This window comes from Pseudomonas sp. CFBP 13719, assembly GCF_014842095.1.
Lineage (GTDB): Bacteria > Pseudomonadota > Gammaproteobacteria > Pseudomonadales > Pseudomonadaceae > Aquipseudomonas.
Genome location: NZ_JACYVB010000002.1, coordinates 865,198 through 880,657, shown reverse-complemented (window position 1 = coordinate 880,657; position 15,460 = coordinate 865,198). Strand labels below are relative to the sequence as shown.

The window sequence follows — 15,460 nt, the reverse complement described above, 5'->3', positions numbered from 1 at the left end:
AAATCGAATGCGGTGCTTTTGTTATTATTGTTCTATCTACATTCTAGCCTGAGGAGTGATCATGCTTAAAGTACTCACTGCCTTGATGGTTGTCTTAATTCCCGCCGCAGCCCATGCAGGGCCTGTCGATGAGCGTGGGCAATGGCAGCCGTTCAAGCAAGAGATGGTTTTTGAAGCCCAAGCCGTCGAGATGGATGGGCCACTTGCGTACTGGGTAAGACCTAGCGAGCCGTTTATCGACCAGACCGCCAAGGTTGTCGAGGACATGCGAACACCGTACATCATCGACAACCCATTCATGTTCAAGGTGCAGCTTGCCGGCCTCACGAGCGGGTCTTCTTCGGGCATGCTGCTCAGTGAAGACGGTTTCGAGGCAGAGGCGCGAAAGGCATCAAGAGACGAGCTCATCAATCATGACTACCAGTTTCGTTGCTACGGAAAATATGCCGACGTCCCTATGCCAGTATGCTCTGCAATTGATGTCAAAGGGCAGTCTGCTGGTGTCGACCTGGTTCGAAAGGGCATCTACATGAAGGACAAGACCTTCGATAGCCTTCCGTCGCTTGAAGAAAAAATGATGGCGAGCGCACAAAAGGCGGCAGAGGCCGAGGCTATCGGCATATGGAAGCCATTTCGGTTCATGTTGAGGGGTCTGCAATAGCCCTTTCTCTAAATTCGCTTTTGATGTAAATTGACAGCCCTATTCACGATCGTGCTAGCGTGAATATATGGGGCTGACGTCGCCCCAGACGAATTCAATTTGCCCCGGCTCAACCGGGGCTTGGCATCTAAAAGGTAGAGACATGACCACGGTAGTAAAACGCAACGGCCAACCTAAGGCCTTCGATGGCGCCCTCATCGCCGCAGCATTGGGCAAAGCATTCAAAGCCACCCTTGGCGAAGTCGCCGCACAATCCAGCCATCTGCGCGAAGTGATTGCCAACATTGTCGATGGCGTCACGAAAGCCATTTCTGGCAAGCCTTCGGTTAATGTCGAAGAAATCCAGGACTTGGTTGAACAAGGCCTGATGGTGAACGAGCAGCACGCCACAGCTCGTGCCTACATCCTGTATCGCGAAGAGCGCAACAAGACTCGCCGCACCCCATCTGCACCTGTTCAGTTGTTTTACACCGACGAGCATGAGCAGACACACCCCCTGTCGGTCGAACTGCTGACCAATTACCTGGATCGCGCCTGCGCTGGCCTGCCCAACGTGTCTGCCCCAAAACTGGCCGCAGAAACCCTGAAGAACGTTTTCCCAGGCATCGCCTGGGGTGAAGTGTTGCAAGGCCTGCGCATCACGACTCGGGCCATGATTGAACAGGAGCCAGACTACTCCTTTGTCGCCGCCCGCCTGCTGTGGCTTGAACTCAAGGATGAATCGCGCAAGGTCACCGGGATTGAGGGTGACGCCGACTATGCCGCTGACCTGGCGGCTGCTCTGGAGTTTGGTGTCAAAAACGACCACCTGAACCCTGTGCTGCTGAGCGGCAAATACGATGTGGCGAAGCTGGGCAAGGCATTGCGTGAAGAAAACGACATGCAGTTCACTTTCCTGGGTGCCCAGACACTGTACGACCGTTATTTCCTGCATTCGGACGGCCAGAAGTTTGAGCGCCCTCAGGTCTTCTTCATGCGTGTCGCCATGGGCCTGGCGCTGGAAGAGCAAAACCCTACCGAAAGGGCGATCGAATTCTACAACCTGTTTTCTTCCTTCGATTACATGGCTTCTACGCCGACCCTGTTCAACGCGGGCACTTTGCGCTCGCAACTGTCCTCATGCTATCTCACCACCGTTCCCGACGACCTGTCGGGCATCTACCACGCGATTCACGACAACGCCATGCTGTCTAAATTTGCAGGCGGTCTGGGCAATGACTGGACACCGGTTCGTGCGCTGGGCGCCTACATCAAGGGCACCAACGGCAAATCGCAAGGCGTTGTACCCTTCTTGAAAGTGGTCAACGATACCGCTGTTGCGGTCAACCAGGGTGGCAAGCGCAAAGGCGCCGTATGCGCCTACCTGGAAAGTTGGCACCTGGACATCGAAGAGTTCATCGAGCTGCGCAAGAACACAGGTGACGACCGCCGCCGCACCCATGACATGAACACAGCGAACTGGATCCCCGATCTTTTCATGAAGCGGGTGTTCGACAAAGGCCAGTGGACTCTGTTCAGCCCTTCGGATGTTCCTGATCTTCACGACCTGACAGGCATTGCGTTCCAAGAGCGCTATGAGCACTACGAAGCCATGGCTGATGAAGGCAAGATCAAGCACTACAAACGCATGCCTGCCGCTGACCTGTGGCGCAAGATGCTGTCGATGCTGTTTGAAACTGGTCATCCATGGCTGACCTTCAAAGATCCATGCAACCTGCGCAGCCCGCAGCAGCACGTTGGCGTGGTTCACAGCTCCAACCTGTGCACCGAGATCACCCTGAACACCAGCAAGGATGAAATTGCTGTCTGCAACCTGGGTTCGATCAACCTGCCAAACCACATCGTCAACGGCAAGCTCGACCTGGTCAAGTTGCAGAAAACGATCAACACTGCTGTACGCATGCTCGATAACGTGATCGACATCAACTACTACAGCGTGCCGCAGGCTGAAAACTCCAACCTCAAGCACCGTCCAGTCGGCCTGGGCATCATGGGCTTTCAGGATGCGCTGTACATGCAGCACATCCCATACGCATCCGATGCAGCGGTCGACTTCGCCGACAAGTCCATGGAGGCCATCAGCTTCTTTGCCATCCAGGCCTCGTGCGACCTGGCTGACGAGCGTGGGGCATACGCCACCTTTGAAGGTTCTCTGTGGAGCCAGGGCATCCTGCCACTGGATTCCCAGGAAATCCTGATTGCCCAGCGCGGCGAGCAGTACATCGACGTCGACAAGTCCTTCACACTGGACTGGGCTCCAGTTCGCGCTCGGGTCAAAAAAGGCATCCGCAACTCCAACATCATGGCAATCGCGCCAACAGCAACGATCTCAAACATTGTTGGTGTGACACAGTCGATCGAGCCAACCTACCAGAACCTCTATGTGAAATCGAACCTCTCGGGCGAATTCACCGTGATCAACCCACGCCTAGTGGATGATCTGAAAGCAGAGGGCCTGTGGGACGCTACGATGGTCAACGAGCTCAAATACTATGATGGGTCGGTGCAGAAGATTGACCGCATCCCTGAGCATCTGAAGACCCTGTACGCCACCGCGTTCGAAGTGGATGTTCGCTGGCTCATCGATTGCGCCAGCCGCCGTCAAAAGTGGATTGATCAGGCCCAGTCCCTGAACCTGTACATTGCAGGGGCATCTGGCAAAAAGCTTGATACCACCTACAAGATGGCATGGTTCCGTGGCCTGAAAACCACCTACTACCTCCGCGCTCTGGCTGCGACCAGCACGGAAAAGTCCACCATCAGCACGGGCAAGCTGAATGCCGTTAGCGCAGGCTAATTAGGCATGTATTGAAGAATCCCGCCCTTGTGGCGGGATCTCTTTATGTTAGATAATAGATATATTGTCAAATCCAGGAATTACTCATGAGCATGGGCCTCAAGCCGATTTTAGAAAAACCGGCACTTAACGAAGAACCCGTACACGAAAACCCCATTCTGAACAGAATTCTGCAAAACAGGGGTATTCGACATATTGATGAGATGATCTATCCCCTGGATGCACTGATCCCTCCTTCTTCGATGCTGGGCATGGACAAAGCCGTGCTGCTGCTCGAAAAACACATTCGTGCTGGCAGCCAGATCGTCATTGTCGGAGACTTCGACTGTGATGGCGCAACCAGCACCAGCATTGCGGTCGAAGGCCTGACCATGATGGGCGCCCGCGACGTTCAATTCATCATTCCGGATCGCATGATTCACGGCTACGGCCTCTCCCCATCGGTAGTCAAGCTTGCAGCAGAATACGAGCCTGATTTGATCGTTACGGTGGACAATGGCATTGCATCATTCGAAGGCGCTGACGCCGTCAATGCCCTGGGAGAACCAACCACGCTTGAAGATGGCACAGTTATTCCTGGCCACCCTTGTGAACTGTTGGTTACCGACCATCACCTTGCAGCAGAAAAGGGGCTCCCCAATGCAGCTGTGATCGTGAATCCGAATCAGCCAGATTGCCCATTCCCAAGCAAGGCGCTTGCTGGCTGTGGCGTGATGTTCTACACCATCATGGCGCTGAGAGCGCACTTGCGCGACAACGGCTATTTCCGGGAGAAGGGTGTTGAGATCCCTAACATTGCCAAGCTCCTTGACCTGGTTGCACTGGGCACGGTTGCGGACGTCGTCGCGCTGGATCGCAACAACAGAATTCTCATCCACGCAGGCTTAAAGCGCATTCGGCAAGGCGCAGTTCGCCCCGGCATCAAGGCGCTGCTCGACATCGCGGACAAAGAGCTGGGTAAAGTGGTAGCGACCGACATGGGTTTCGCCGTCGGCCCAAGAATCAACGCGGCGGGTCGTCTTGACGACATGTCGATCGGTATTCGCTGCCTCCTTGAACAGGATGAGGGGAAGGCCCAGGAATTGGCTCATCGCCTGACAGAGCTCAATCAGCAGCGCAAAGACATCGAAGCTCATCACGTGTTTGATGCTGGCGTCTACATCGAGCAGCACAAGCTGATGGAGCTCAAGGGTGTTGTTATCCATGACGCCAGCTGGCATGCCGGCGTTGTTGGGATTGTTGCAGCACGCATCAAGGAACGCCTGAACCGCCCAGTGATCTGCATGACCGACACCACAAAGGCCAGTGTTGAGCGCGAACGCCTCAACGTGATGATCAGCGAGGGGGCTCACCCATCGGAGATCGAGGCGCAGCGATGGACGCTTGATCAGACTGAAGTAAAGGGCAGTGCTCGATCGGTAGATGGTGTCCACATGAAGCATGTTCTCGACCATATCAACAAGACTCATCCAGAAGTTCTGGGCAAATTCGGTGGTCATGCCATGGCCGCTGGCATGAGCGTTCGCTATGGAATGCTGCCATTGTTCAAGAAGCTCTTCGATGATGAGGTGTCCAAATACCTGACTGACGAGCAGATGCTGGGCAATATCACGGTGGACATTATGAACACCGAGCCTGAGTACATGACCATGGAGCTGTGCCGCACTATTTCCGAAATGGGGCCATGGGGTCAGCACTTTCAGGAGCCCGAGTTCCATGCGCGCTTTCGACTGATCAAAGATGAGCGTCGCAGATCGCCTGCCGTTCTCAAGGAGAAGCATCTGCGGATGATTGTTGAGTTCGCTGATCATCCTGGTCAGCAATTTGAGACCATCACCTTCAACTGCATCCACGACGGTGAAATGCCTGTGGAAGACACCTTTGACGCCTCGTTTGGTCTTTCGATCAACGAATACCCAAAGGGTAAGTTCAGACTTCAGCTGATGATGAAGACTTTGCAAGATCCCGACCTGCAGTTGCGCAGAGATCAGATCAAGGCTGCAAAAGAAGGCTTGGAGCGAAAAAGCACCCGCATCGCTGGACTGCCTAACCGCGACATGAGCAATCCGGTGCACAGGTTTCAGGCTGACTACGCCAACACGCTGGACATGCTTAGAGCAGCGCCCACCAAAGATAGATTTCGCGTTGAGGACAATGATCCTCAACCGTTCTAACCCATAGGTAACCGAGATGATTATTACCCTAAGCGGCATGAGCACCAGCGGTAAAACGTACCTGGCCAAGGCCCTGAGTGACATGCCTCAGTTCAGCAAGGCAGTCAGCGTAACGACCCGCCCCATGAGAGACGGTGAAGCGGACGGTGTCGATTATCACTTTGTGAGCACCGACGAGTTCAAGGCGCTGATCGACAAGGGCGAGTTCCTTGAATACGAGGCCTCTCACAAGGCCATGTATGGCACCGCTGCCTTCGAGGTTGAGCGCATCCTCGCCAGAGGCTCTTCAGCTGTCCTGGTGCTTGAGCCAGAAGGCGTAGTGTCCATGGAGCGCATTGCCAAAGAGCGGGGCTTGCCCTTTGTCTCGGTCTACATCGAAACTTCGATGCCCGTAATCATGGAGCGCTTTGTGACTGAGCGCATGTTCAAGGAAATGGAAACCCGAGGCATCATTGATTTTCAAGCTCACGCTGACCGTCTTGACGTCATACTTTCAAAAGAATCGTTGTGGCCAGGGCGCAAAAACTGGGATCTGGTGCTGAAAGATCTCCACTTGCCGGGGCGCTTTGACCAAGTACTCAAGCAACTGGTGGAGCTGACTCAGACAAGGGATATGTCCATATTTGGCGAAGTGGTTCAGCCTGCCCCTGTCAAGATTCACAGCTACACTGACCCCAAGGCTCTGGTGACCCAACTCCCAGGCTTATATCGACAGCTTAAGCATAAATTGATCACCAGTGAGGATATGTGGAAAACCCTCTCCGGAGAGAAGAAGCTGGTGCATGCACCCAGCCTCGAAATGGGAAGCTGACAAAAGGCTCCTCACGGAGCCGAAATGTCATGATCCTGTGTGTTTTTGCGAGAGTTGAGGCGAGTTTGAGCCTTGAACTTCTGAAAGTCCTGGTAAGACATCTTGCCCAGGGCTTTCATCATTTCTGGATCGAGCTGATTGGCAATGTCCGTGGGCGCAGCATCAACAAGGCTCTCTCTTCGCAAAACATGGACAAATGCCTTGCTCGCCATCGCGATCTTCAAGCACGACTTGCGCATCGCAGAGAAGTACCTGACCACATAGCGCAACGGGCCGCGCTCGGATGAACTGCATTCCTTGATCAACTTAAGCGTAGGGCTCAGGACATTCTTCCTGATTTTGGTGGCAAAGGCCTTTGCGGCGTAGCCGATGCTCTGGAATCGCTCCATATTGCCGCGATAGTCAGTTGCCCTTGCCAATCCCAGCACCACACCTACAGCACCCACTGCTGGCCATTGCCAGTCCGGTGGAATGGCATCGTAGACCTTCTTGACCACGGGAAAGGGCTCCAGAGAGACAAGCCCAAACGTTGCCATCGAGCAATTGAAGCAGTCAGAAAGAATTGAAAAAAGGTCGGTCTTGGCTTGCTTGAGCTTCTTGTCCTTAGTGGCTTCTACCTTGCCCTGGTTCTCAAGGCGCCATTTTTCGGCCCGGCTGACCAGCGGGTGCATGTTGCTGAGCACCGAGTTAGTCAGAAAGGCGATGTTGTGGGTTTCCTCGACATATTGCTCAGCCAATGTGCGATTTCCTGAGAATACCCATTCAGAAAGCAGGCTGATGTTAACCGCAAAGAACAAATCCGAGCTCTGGATATTGGTTTGCTGAACAATCACCTCCAGCGGAGTCTTGCCTTCGTGATCGGCCAGCTCAAGACGACCACCATGGGTAATGAGGTCAAACAGGATGCGTAGTGAAGGGTCATTACGATCCTGAAGGCTTTTGCCCGAATAGTATTGAGCGGCATAGTGAACAGCTGTCCAACCGTGGTTGTTCACGGCATTGATATCAACGCCTGCCTTGATGAGGCTGGAAACAGCCGAAGGCTCTAGATCTTTGACTGCCAGGATCAGAGGGGTGTGCCGATCTTCGGTGGGCTCATGCTGGTTGATCCCATCCGTGCTGAAAGTGAGGTAATGCTTCAACGCACCCCAGTGCTTGTTTCGTGCCGTCAAGAGCGGGACGCGAACCCGCTCTGCGTCCGAATTTGCCTTCTTGAGTGAGGGGTCGATGTTAGCTGAGGCCAGGTTGTATTTAAGGTAAAGATCGATCAGATCGACGTGACCATGATAGGCCGCCACTGTCAGCGCGGTACGCCCTTTGTGGGTAACCCAGTCAAGAAGCGCGCCATCCTCGATCAACGCCTTGTTCACCGCAGGTCGATTGTAGTGGGAAGCAGTGATCAAAGCCGTCTCATCATCACCGTCCGGGTGGTTGATGTCGATCTGGGTGCCCAGCCAGCCAAACAGATCAGTAAATGTGTCATCAGAAATCTTCTGATCGCTCATGCGCTGAGCGAGTACATGCAGACAGGTTTTGCCAAAACGGTCAAGATGACCAAAATAGCGCTGGTAAAAGGCGGCGCTGACGTCTCCCAGATTACGTGACTCCAGAAGGCACTCAGCAAAGACCTTTACCACGTCGAGTGATGGAGTGGGCGCTTTTCGAAAGTAGCTCGACAGGCTGCTGATACCGGCCTTGTCGGTGTAGTACGGGTCAATCAACGGCTTGTCATTGATTCGGGCAGTCAGATGTCGCAGGAGATCTGTTTCACCGCTAATCATGCACTGAACCATCAGGGTGACATTATTGCTGTTACGCATTGCCTGGTGGATTGCAGGGCAAGTCTGGGCGGCTATGAGCGCGCCCTCGATGTTGCCGGCAATCAGCGCCATCGTTCCGAGTGAACCTTCACTGAAAGCGGCCATCCCTGCCTTGCCTACCGCTGATGCGAACAGGTCAGCGGCACGAGCCATTTGGTCACCGCTGGCAAAACTTGCTAGCGCTTGCAAGGGGGTCTGACGGCGATCGAGAATCGGGTCGTTGATGCTATCAACCAAGACATCGAAGTGTTCAGCGATAAACTGCTGATCCACGTTGCTGGACAAAAAAACGTCCCACGCAGCATGCGGCGGAATGCCCGAGGCTGCTTTGATCGGCAGGTTGGCAGCCAAAGGTGAAGCCTGGGCTGAATTATCTTCCCCTTGGGGGTTATGGGCGTTCATTAAAGGCCTGGCTCCACGCTATCATGCTTGAGTTTATTGTTTTGTCTGAGGTGTTTCGTATTGCGGCTTAGCTCGATCAACAGCGCGCTCTTGGCAAAGTTGATGCGCTGCAAATCCACTGGAATGTCACGAGCACCAATGCCATTTATGATGCTTTTCATATCCATCATATGGGTCAGCGCCGTGGTGTCATCCATCTTCTTTACCTTGGTCAGATACCCGAACTGGTAGGTAAACAGAGCGTTGGCAATGCCCTCAAAATTGATGCTCTCATTGCGCAGTTCCATCTTGAGTACACCGACCATGAGATCCCGGAAATTGCCGTGACCGATAAATGCCTGCAGGTGATTGCGATGACGCTCGCGGAACATGGAGTACAAGCTATTAGGCGCCTCCACCGGTTTTTTGGCTTGGCCCGCATGGAAACCGTCCTCATAGACATTCAGGGCGCGATCAATTGCTTGGCTGATCCAGACGCTCAGGTTATCCCCATGCTCCATCACAGCCTTGTCCAGGGCTTCTTGGGCGTACTTCTCCATCGCCGAGTAGATCATGAGCGGCAACTCTTCGAGTGTGTTTTGCCCCGACTCAATGGGCGTTCCGTGCTGGCGAGCTGCCGTGAAAAGAAACATCAGCAGCGGCTGGAGCTGTGTGTGTGGCCCCAGGATGTAATACTCGCGACTGGTCACAGACAGGGCGAAGTTATGCCGGGAATTAGGGGACACCTCATAGTCGATCAGGGAGCGGGCATGGCGCGCCGCAAAACTCTCATAGCTCTGATTGATTGAAGATGACAAGTTGTCCCATTTTGCAATCTTCTTACCCGAGAAGTGACGCTTGGCCCTGGCTTGATCAGCCGGAAGTGTGCCGGCAGATCTGGAGAAGGTGGGTGAAACGAGGATTTTTTTCTTGCTCACGCCGGTACCCAGCGCAAGCACTTCCTGCATCGTGATGGCCCGGCCCGGCTGATGTATGGCTCGGGGAGCAATGTTTGACGCAGTGGAGTGGCTTGGGTAGTAGTAGAAACGAGAGGGGTTTGAGCACGACGGGTCAAGGTCGATACGCGAGTGAAGGGCATCAAAGCACGCAGGCCATTCAGAAACCGGAATGGGCTGTGCCAGGCGCATGATGAGCCTGTACTTGTAGGGCGTCTCTGGTGTGAAGTTGTGAGTGCTGTGAACGATGTATTCGTAGCCTTCAAACAAGGTCTCGGCAGTTTCAAGCGCGCCGGGCTCATCAATATCGATCACGAGCAGGCTCAGCGATTCCATGTTGGCGTCGCAGCGGAAATGCTTGTTACCCTTTTTGGATTCGACCTGCACCCAATCATCTTCCATTTTCATGGAAACGGGGATGTATCCAGGGCCATCCTTGCGGGATCGGAATCGGTGGCGCATCACTTCGCTCTTGAATTCCTCCCAAGAGAACTCGTTGATACCCACCTCAACCTCAACATCACGGCAAGAATGGAGGTTGACCAGGAAGAGGAAGTCGCTGACGTCTTGCTGCATGGCATTTACACATAAATAGGGGAGATATCACTAGCATAGGCAGTGAGTGGGGGCGCTATCAATGGCCTGGTCTGCGGGCGCCTTTCTACCGCTGAATTGTACACCTGTCAATATTATGCTAAATTGCACATTCTTTGAGGAGATTTTCCGATGAAATACTGTGCAATCGACATGGATGACGTGCTGGGATCTTTCTCTGCAGTGCTTTGCCCTGCATTGAACCAGGCGTTCAAGCGCAAGCTTTCTGTCGATAACTGGCTGAATTTTAACATGACCGGCTTGTACGGGATCACGTTCGAGCAGTTTTTTGATGTGATCATCAGCCAGGATCTGTTGAGCAAGATGGTTCCTTACCCTGACACACGACGGGCTTTGAGCCGTCTGCGTGATGCTGGGTACATCATTGTTCTGATTACCTCGCGAGGCTATCATCCCGATGCTCTCGCTCTGACTCAGGCTTGGCTCAAGGCGCATGATCTGGCATACGACCACTTGATCATCAAGCCTGAAGGCTTGTCAAAAGCGCAGGCAGCCAAGCCTTACTATCCGCAAGGGTTCGAGTTCGTTGTCGATGACTTTGACGAAAACCTGGATCACATGCGCGAAGCGGGCATGGCAAAAGAGCTCATCCTGATCGACCAGCCCTGGAACAGAGCTCGCAAGGACTTTGAGACTGGTCACAACCGTTACGCCTCCCTTGGCAAGTTCGTCGAGAGGCTTCTTCAACAAGAAAACCTCCTAGAAATGGCATGAATATTCAAATACCAGGTGATCCTTAGATACGATTATCTGGTATATTGTCCACAACAAATATAATAAGGACACGGTAATGACCAACGTCGACCCCTCGGTTCAAAAACCTGCGCCGAAAGAAAAGAAAAACCCCTTCAGCCTGAATGACCTTCTCAAGTGCGCAGCAATTCTCATGTGCCTGAGTGTGGCCTACAAGTCCCTCTACACCCCTGATGCTAGCGTAGCCCCTGCAATCGCTCCAGCAGCTGAAAGCCAGCAAGCAGCGGCTGCTCCTGCAACTGCTGGCCATGTAGATGAGATGAAAATCGACACTGACAAGATCGCCGAGCTGCTCAAGCAAAGGGGCGCTGCTGTGCTGGCCGCAGGCCAAGTCAGAATGAACCTGGGCCAAACAGCCCCCACTGATCAAGGCCAGGCTCAGCAGAATACTGCACAAGTTGCCCCCTCACTGGCACCAACTGCCCCCCAAGCGCCTCAGCCTTCTGTGAAAATCGCACAGCCTGGGCAAGCAGATGCCAATCGGGTGCCTAAAATTGGCTTCCGTGCCGACGGCACTCAAATGACGCCTGCGGAAAAGACCGAACAGATCAAGGGCATCATCGCGAAAATCCCTGACAAGTGGACAGTCAACTGGAAGGCGAAAAACGAGAAGGCCAGCATCTATGTCTTCACCGATCCTACCTGCCCCTACTGCCAGAAACTGCACCATGCCATTCCTGAGTTGAACGAGGCCGGCATCACTGTTCACTATTTCCTCTACCCGCGTGACATGGGGCACAATACAGGCGCTGTGACCAAGACTCAGGAAAACCTGAATAACGTCTGGTGCTCTGCAGACCAGCAGGCCGCAATGAATGATGCATATGCGGGCTACAAGATCCCAGCCACAGATTGCAGCCAACTGCCGGCAGATTTGAACCGCTTGCGCTCACCCGTTGCTGATCACTATTTCCTCGGCGAGCTTTTTGATGTCAAGGGTACGCCAACGATCATCACAGCCAACGGCCAGGAAATTGTTGGCTACAGCACCACTCCTGCGCTCATCAACTCAGTGCTGAATTAAATGTTAATTGACCCCTTCTCGATGAAGGGGTTTTGACATATATTGGACATTGAGTGATAATCCCGATACAAAAACAAAAAGAAGGGAAAAACCCCATGTCTCAGCTAATCATCATTGTAATCGCAATCATCTTGAGCATCATCGTTGCGGCGAGTACGCTCCTGTACCTCTCCGAAAGTGGTGAAACTGCCGCCAAGTCCCAGGCGACGAAATTCATTCAGGAGGCCGCGCAGATCCGTGGCGCTATCCTGATTGCTCGAAATGACGGGATCTACCTCGACACCGAAACGAACCTTGACGTCCTCGTCCCCAAATATCTGGCTGTCATTCCTCAGGCCGGCGTAAACTGGGAAACCCGTGAAAACGAAGTCTACAAGACAGGCGTAGAAGACAAGGTCTGCCTGGCAGCAAACCGGTCTCTGGGTTTCAACTACAAGTCGACGGATCAAGGCGTACGTGAAGCTGAGGGTGGCTATATCCCTTACTGCTCCAAGGATGAACTGAACCCCAACACGCCATGCTGCGACAACTCGGACACGTCTACTCCGGCGCCGTCCAACTGATCGCAATGCACGCAACAAAAAGGCGCCTCAGGGCGCCTTTTTTATGGCCCGCAAGAATGATCGTGATCGCTCCTGCTCAGATAATGGGTGCTAAGCCGCTCAATGATGTCCGGGTTTATGATAGCAATCGATTCAACCCTCGGATGCACCTGTTCCATTAACCTCACAGCATCAATACCCTGAGACACCAGGTAAGTCCATACCGCCTTGGACTCCAGCAGCAAGTAGGCTGACTCAGCCACTTCTCCCAAAATGTCCTCATCCCAGGGAGCGTCCGGGCACATGGCATCTGCGTTGAAAACCTCAAGGAGTCTGTCCATGTTTTCATGGGCAGTGAGATCCAACATGCAGGCACTGTTTATTTTCAACGAAGAAAGTGTACCGCCACGTGCAAAAAAGGCGGCGAATGCCCTGACCTCCGTTACGAAAAACGGCCTCCCCAGGGAGACCGTGATGCTTTGATTGCCTTTGCTGCCAAAAGCCGGCCTTTCAGGCCGAATTGGACTGCCATGGAAGACGTGCAGGCTATCAGCCGAATCCAAGCTCAACAACTGATCCCCCTGATGCCTTTTTGATTCGCTCTGAAAGCGCATTGTGACGCTCCATGGACGCTTCATCGACTGAAACAACACTCAGGGCTCCGGTAGGCACATCAAGTCGAGCAGGGCGCAGGACAGGGCCAGAGGACTTGAGTCTTGTGTCCAGAGACAAGCCATCTTGCGCAACGGTCATCAGCAAGTAAACCTGCGCGAGCAGGTCGGCATCGAGCAAAGCGCCGTGAAGATCTCGGCTGTAGTTGTCCTTACCCACATAGTCTCGTAGCAAAGCGTCAAGGCTGTTTTGCTTACCTGGGCGCTTGAGACTGGCCACTGCGAGACTGTCGATGATGCCTTCACAGTAGTCTTTCAACTTGCCATAGCCAGCTCTTTCGAACTCGGCATCAAAGAAGCCTTCATCGAAGCGAGAGTTGTGGGCAACCAGAACTGCTCCGCTCATGAAATCAATCATTTCTTGGGCATGGTCAGCAAATTTCTTGCCCTTTGAAAGCTTGACCAGCTCATCCCTAGAAAGGCCGTGAACTTCAAATGCACCCTCGGGAACATCACGCTCCGGATCGAAGTAAAGATGTAGTATGCGACCAGTTCTCTTGCGGTCAATAAGCTCCACAAATCCTACTTCAACCATCCGATCACCGGTTTTAGGATCGAATCCTGTAGTTTCAGTGTCGAATACCAACAGTTTCTCTGCATTGCTCATTTAGCAATTTCCTGATAAATGGTTATGCCTCATTATGCATATATTGACCTTCAAAATGGAAGCTCGTCGTCTTTGGGGATTGGGTTCACCACGTGAGAGGCGAAGCTCAAGTCGATCTCGGGCGTGTCGTCCTTATCCATGCGCTGGGCTTCGGCTGACTGGGCGTTGCGAGCCACTTGCGTAAGCGTGCGATTTGGCTGATTGGATTTTGACATGTTCTCAAAGCGCGACTGGCCATTGGCAAAGCCCAAGCGCACGGTGCCCAGTGGGCCATTGCGCTGCTTGCCGATAATGAATTCTGCGACACCTTTGTCTTCGGTGTCTGGGTTGTAGACTTCATCACGGTAAACGAAGGCGATGACGTCCGCATCCTGTTCGATGGAGCCGGAGTCGCGCAGGTCGGAGTTGATCGGGCGCTTGTTGGGGCGGCGCTCAAGGTCGCGAGAGAGCTGGGACAAAGCCACAACCGGCAGGCCCAAGTCACGCGCCAGCTGCTTGAGGCCCCGACTGATTTCACCCACACCTTCGTTGCGATTGCTCTTGAAGTGGGCTGACAGAGACATCAGCTGAAGATAGTCGATCAGAATGCCTCGAATACCGTGCTCGCGCTTGGCCTTCGTCGCCCGTGCAACCACCTGATTCAAAGACAATGCAGGCTGATCGTCAATGTACAGGGGAGCATTGTTCATCATCTCTTGGGCGATCTTGAGCTTTTCAAGGTCGCCTTTCTTCAATCGACCCATGCGAAGGTCTTCGAAGTCAATTCCGGCGATACTGGCCATGGAGCGCTCGTAGATATCCTCCTTGGGCATTTCCATCGAAAAGACCATCCAGGGGACATTGTTGCGGATGGCAGAGTGCTCGACCATGTTCATGCACACGGTAGTCTTACCCATGGAAGGTCGACCGCCGACGATGATGAGGTTTTGGTCGTTGAAGCCTTTGATCAGGTTGTCCAGATCATCAAAGCCGGTGCTCAGCCCTGGAATGCCGCCCTCGGTTGCACGCTTTTTAAATCGCTCACTCCACAGGGAGCCGACATCCTTGTAGCTGGAAGTCGTTTTTTCGCCCGCATTCATGCGAGCGTTTGCTTTCTTGATGCCGGCGTCGACCAGCATCAGTTCCTCTTCTACGGGCTTGTCACCCGAGATCAACAAACGCGAGCTTTCAGCCAGTTTGTGGGCCAGATTCAGGCGAATACTGAGGTCGCGAAGCTCTTCACAGTGGCGCTTGAGGTTTGACGGGGTAGGGAATCCGCCGCAAATCTCGATCAAATAGCTGCTGACGCGGGGGGAGTTATTGAAGTGACTCAGGCCAAGGGAGGCGTCCACATTACGCCCAGCACGCACCTCGTAGCTGATCCAGGCATAGATTTGCTTGCCTGCATCATTGATGAAGTCAGAAGACTCAAGCGTCTCCGCAACCTCCTTATAAAGGGCGCTGTTGTCCAGAAGCGTCACCAGTACGGACTTCTCCAGCGGATCTGCCGATGATGCAAGGGTGTGGTTGGCTGGGGTGTCGTGCATGGAGCTCATGGAGACCTCGGGTCTAAATTCGAGTTAGCAGTATATTGTTTGGCATAGAAATGTCAATTGATGTTAAAATCGCGCATCTGTCACGCTGTACCTAGACCGCCTACTAAGACCAG

At 53.4% G+C, this 15,460-nt stretch carries 12 protein-coding genes; 7 read left to right on the top strand and 5 right to left on the bottom strand.

From position 1 onward, the window contains the following. The first annotated feature begins 61 nt into the window (after nt 1-61). From IFT57_RS09925 to IFT57_RS09910, 4 genes are all read left to right on the top strand, one after another. A complete protein-coding gene (locus IFT57_RS09925; RefSeq protein WP_122531598.1) occupies nt 62-661 on the top strand; it encodes a hypothetical protein in 600 nt (199 codons plus the stop codon). A gap of 67 nt (nt 662-728) precedes the next feature. Beyond that, nucleotides 729-3,458 (top strand): ribonucleoside-diphosphate reductase subunit alpha, encoded by a 2,730-nt coding sequence (locus IFT57_RS09920; protein WP_122531599.1) that lies wholly within the window; start codon nt 729-731, stop codon nt 3,456-3,458. An 86-nt stretch (nt 3,459-3,544) separates the two neighbouring features. Beyond that, nucleotides 3,545-5,632: a single-stranded-DNA-specific exonuclease RecJ gene (locus IFT57_RS09915; protein WP_122531600.1), complete on the top strand. Its 2,088-nt coding sequence runs from the start codon at nt 3,545-3,547 to the stop codon at nt 5,630-5,632. Between the two features lie 16 nt (nt 5,633-5,648). Then, nucleotides 5,649-6,443 (top strand): guanylate kinase, encoded by a 795-nt coding sequence (locus tag IFT57_RS09910; RefSeq protein ID WP_122531601.1) that lies wholly within the window; start codon nt 5,649-5,651, stop codon nt 6,441-6,443. 11 nt (nt 6,444-6,454) lie between these two features. Here the strand turns inward: IFT57_RS09910 and IFT57_RS09905 are convergent, their stop codons facing one another. Then, on the bottom strand, nt 6,455-8,665 hold the full coding sequence (locus tag IFT57_RS09905; RefSeq protein ID WP_122531602.1) for an ankyrin repeat domain-containing protein: 2,211 nt from the start codon (nt 8,663-8,665) through the stop codon (nt 6,455-6,457). After that, the gene (locus tag IFT57_RS09900) at nt 8,665-10,176 is read right to left on the bottom strand and encodes a DNA primase (RefSeq protein WP_122531603.1); all 1,512 of its coding nucleotides are present in this window, start codon (nt 10,174-10,176) and stop codon (nt 8,665-8,667) included. Before IFT57_RS09900 ends, IFT57_RS09905 begins: the two co-directional genes overlap by 1 nt. 150 nt (nt 10,177-10,326) lie before the next feature. Here IFT57_RS09900 and IFT57_RS09895 point away from each other — a divergent pair, with 150 nt between their 5' ends. From IFT57_RS09895 to IFT57_RS09885, 3 genes are all read left to right on the top strand, one after another. Next, nucleotides 10,327-10,929 (top strand): 5' nucleotidase, NT5C type, encoded by a 603-nt coding sequence (locus tag IFT57_RS09895; protein WP_122531604.1) that lies wholly within the window; start codon nt 10,327-10,329, stop codon nt 10,927-10,929. Between the two features lie 76 nt (nt 10,930-11,005). Next, the gene (locus tag IFT57_RS09890) at nt 11,006-11,992 is read left to right on the top strand and encodes a DsbC family protein (protein WP_122531605.1); all 987 of its coding nucleotides are present in this window, start codon (nt 11,006-11,008) and stop codon (nt 11,990-11,992) included. 95 nt (nt 11,993-12,087) lie between these two features. After that, nucleotides 12,088-12,555, top strand: a complete 468-nt coding sequence (locus tag IFT57_RS09885) for a hypothetical protein (RefSeq protein WP_122531606.1) — start codon at nt 12,088-12,090, stop codon at nt 12,553-12,555. Between the two features lie 41 nt (nt 12,556-12,596). Here the strand turns inward: IFT57_RS09885 and IFT57_RS09880 are convergent, their stop codons facing one another. Genes IFT57_RS09880 through dnaB form a run of 3 tightly spaced genes read right to left on the bottom strand, consistent with a single transcriptional unit; the run spans nt 12,597 to nt 15,347 of the window. Next, nucleotides 12,597-13,106 carry a hypothetical protein gene (locus IFT57_RS09880; protein WP_244657281.1) on the bottom strand — a complete coding sequence of 170 codons (510 nt, stop codon included), beginning with the start codon at nt 13,104-13,106 and terminating at the stop codon, nt 12,597-12,599. Next, nucleotides 13,084-13,812: a DNA polymerase III subunit epsilon gene (gene dnaQ, locus IFT57_RS09875; RefSeq protein ID WP_122531607.1), complete on the bottom strand. Its 729-nt coding sequence runs from the start codon at nt 13,810-13,812 to the stop codon at nt 13,084-13,086. Before dnaQ ends, IFT57_RS09880 begins: the two co-directional genes overlap by 23 nt. Before the next feature lie 50 nt (nt 13,813-13,862). Then, the gene (dnaB, locus tag IFT57_RS09870; protein WP_122531608.1) at nt 13,863-15,347 is read right to left on the bottom strand and encodes a replicative DNA helicase; all 1,485 of its coding nucleotides are present in this window, start codon (nt 15,345-15,347) and stop codon (nt 13,863-13,865) included. Nucleotides 15,348-15,460: the final 113 nt, after the last annotated feature.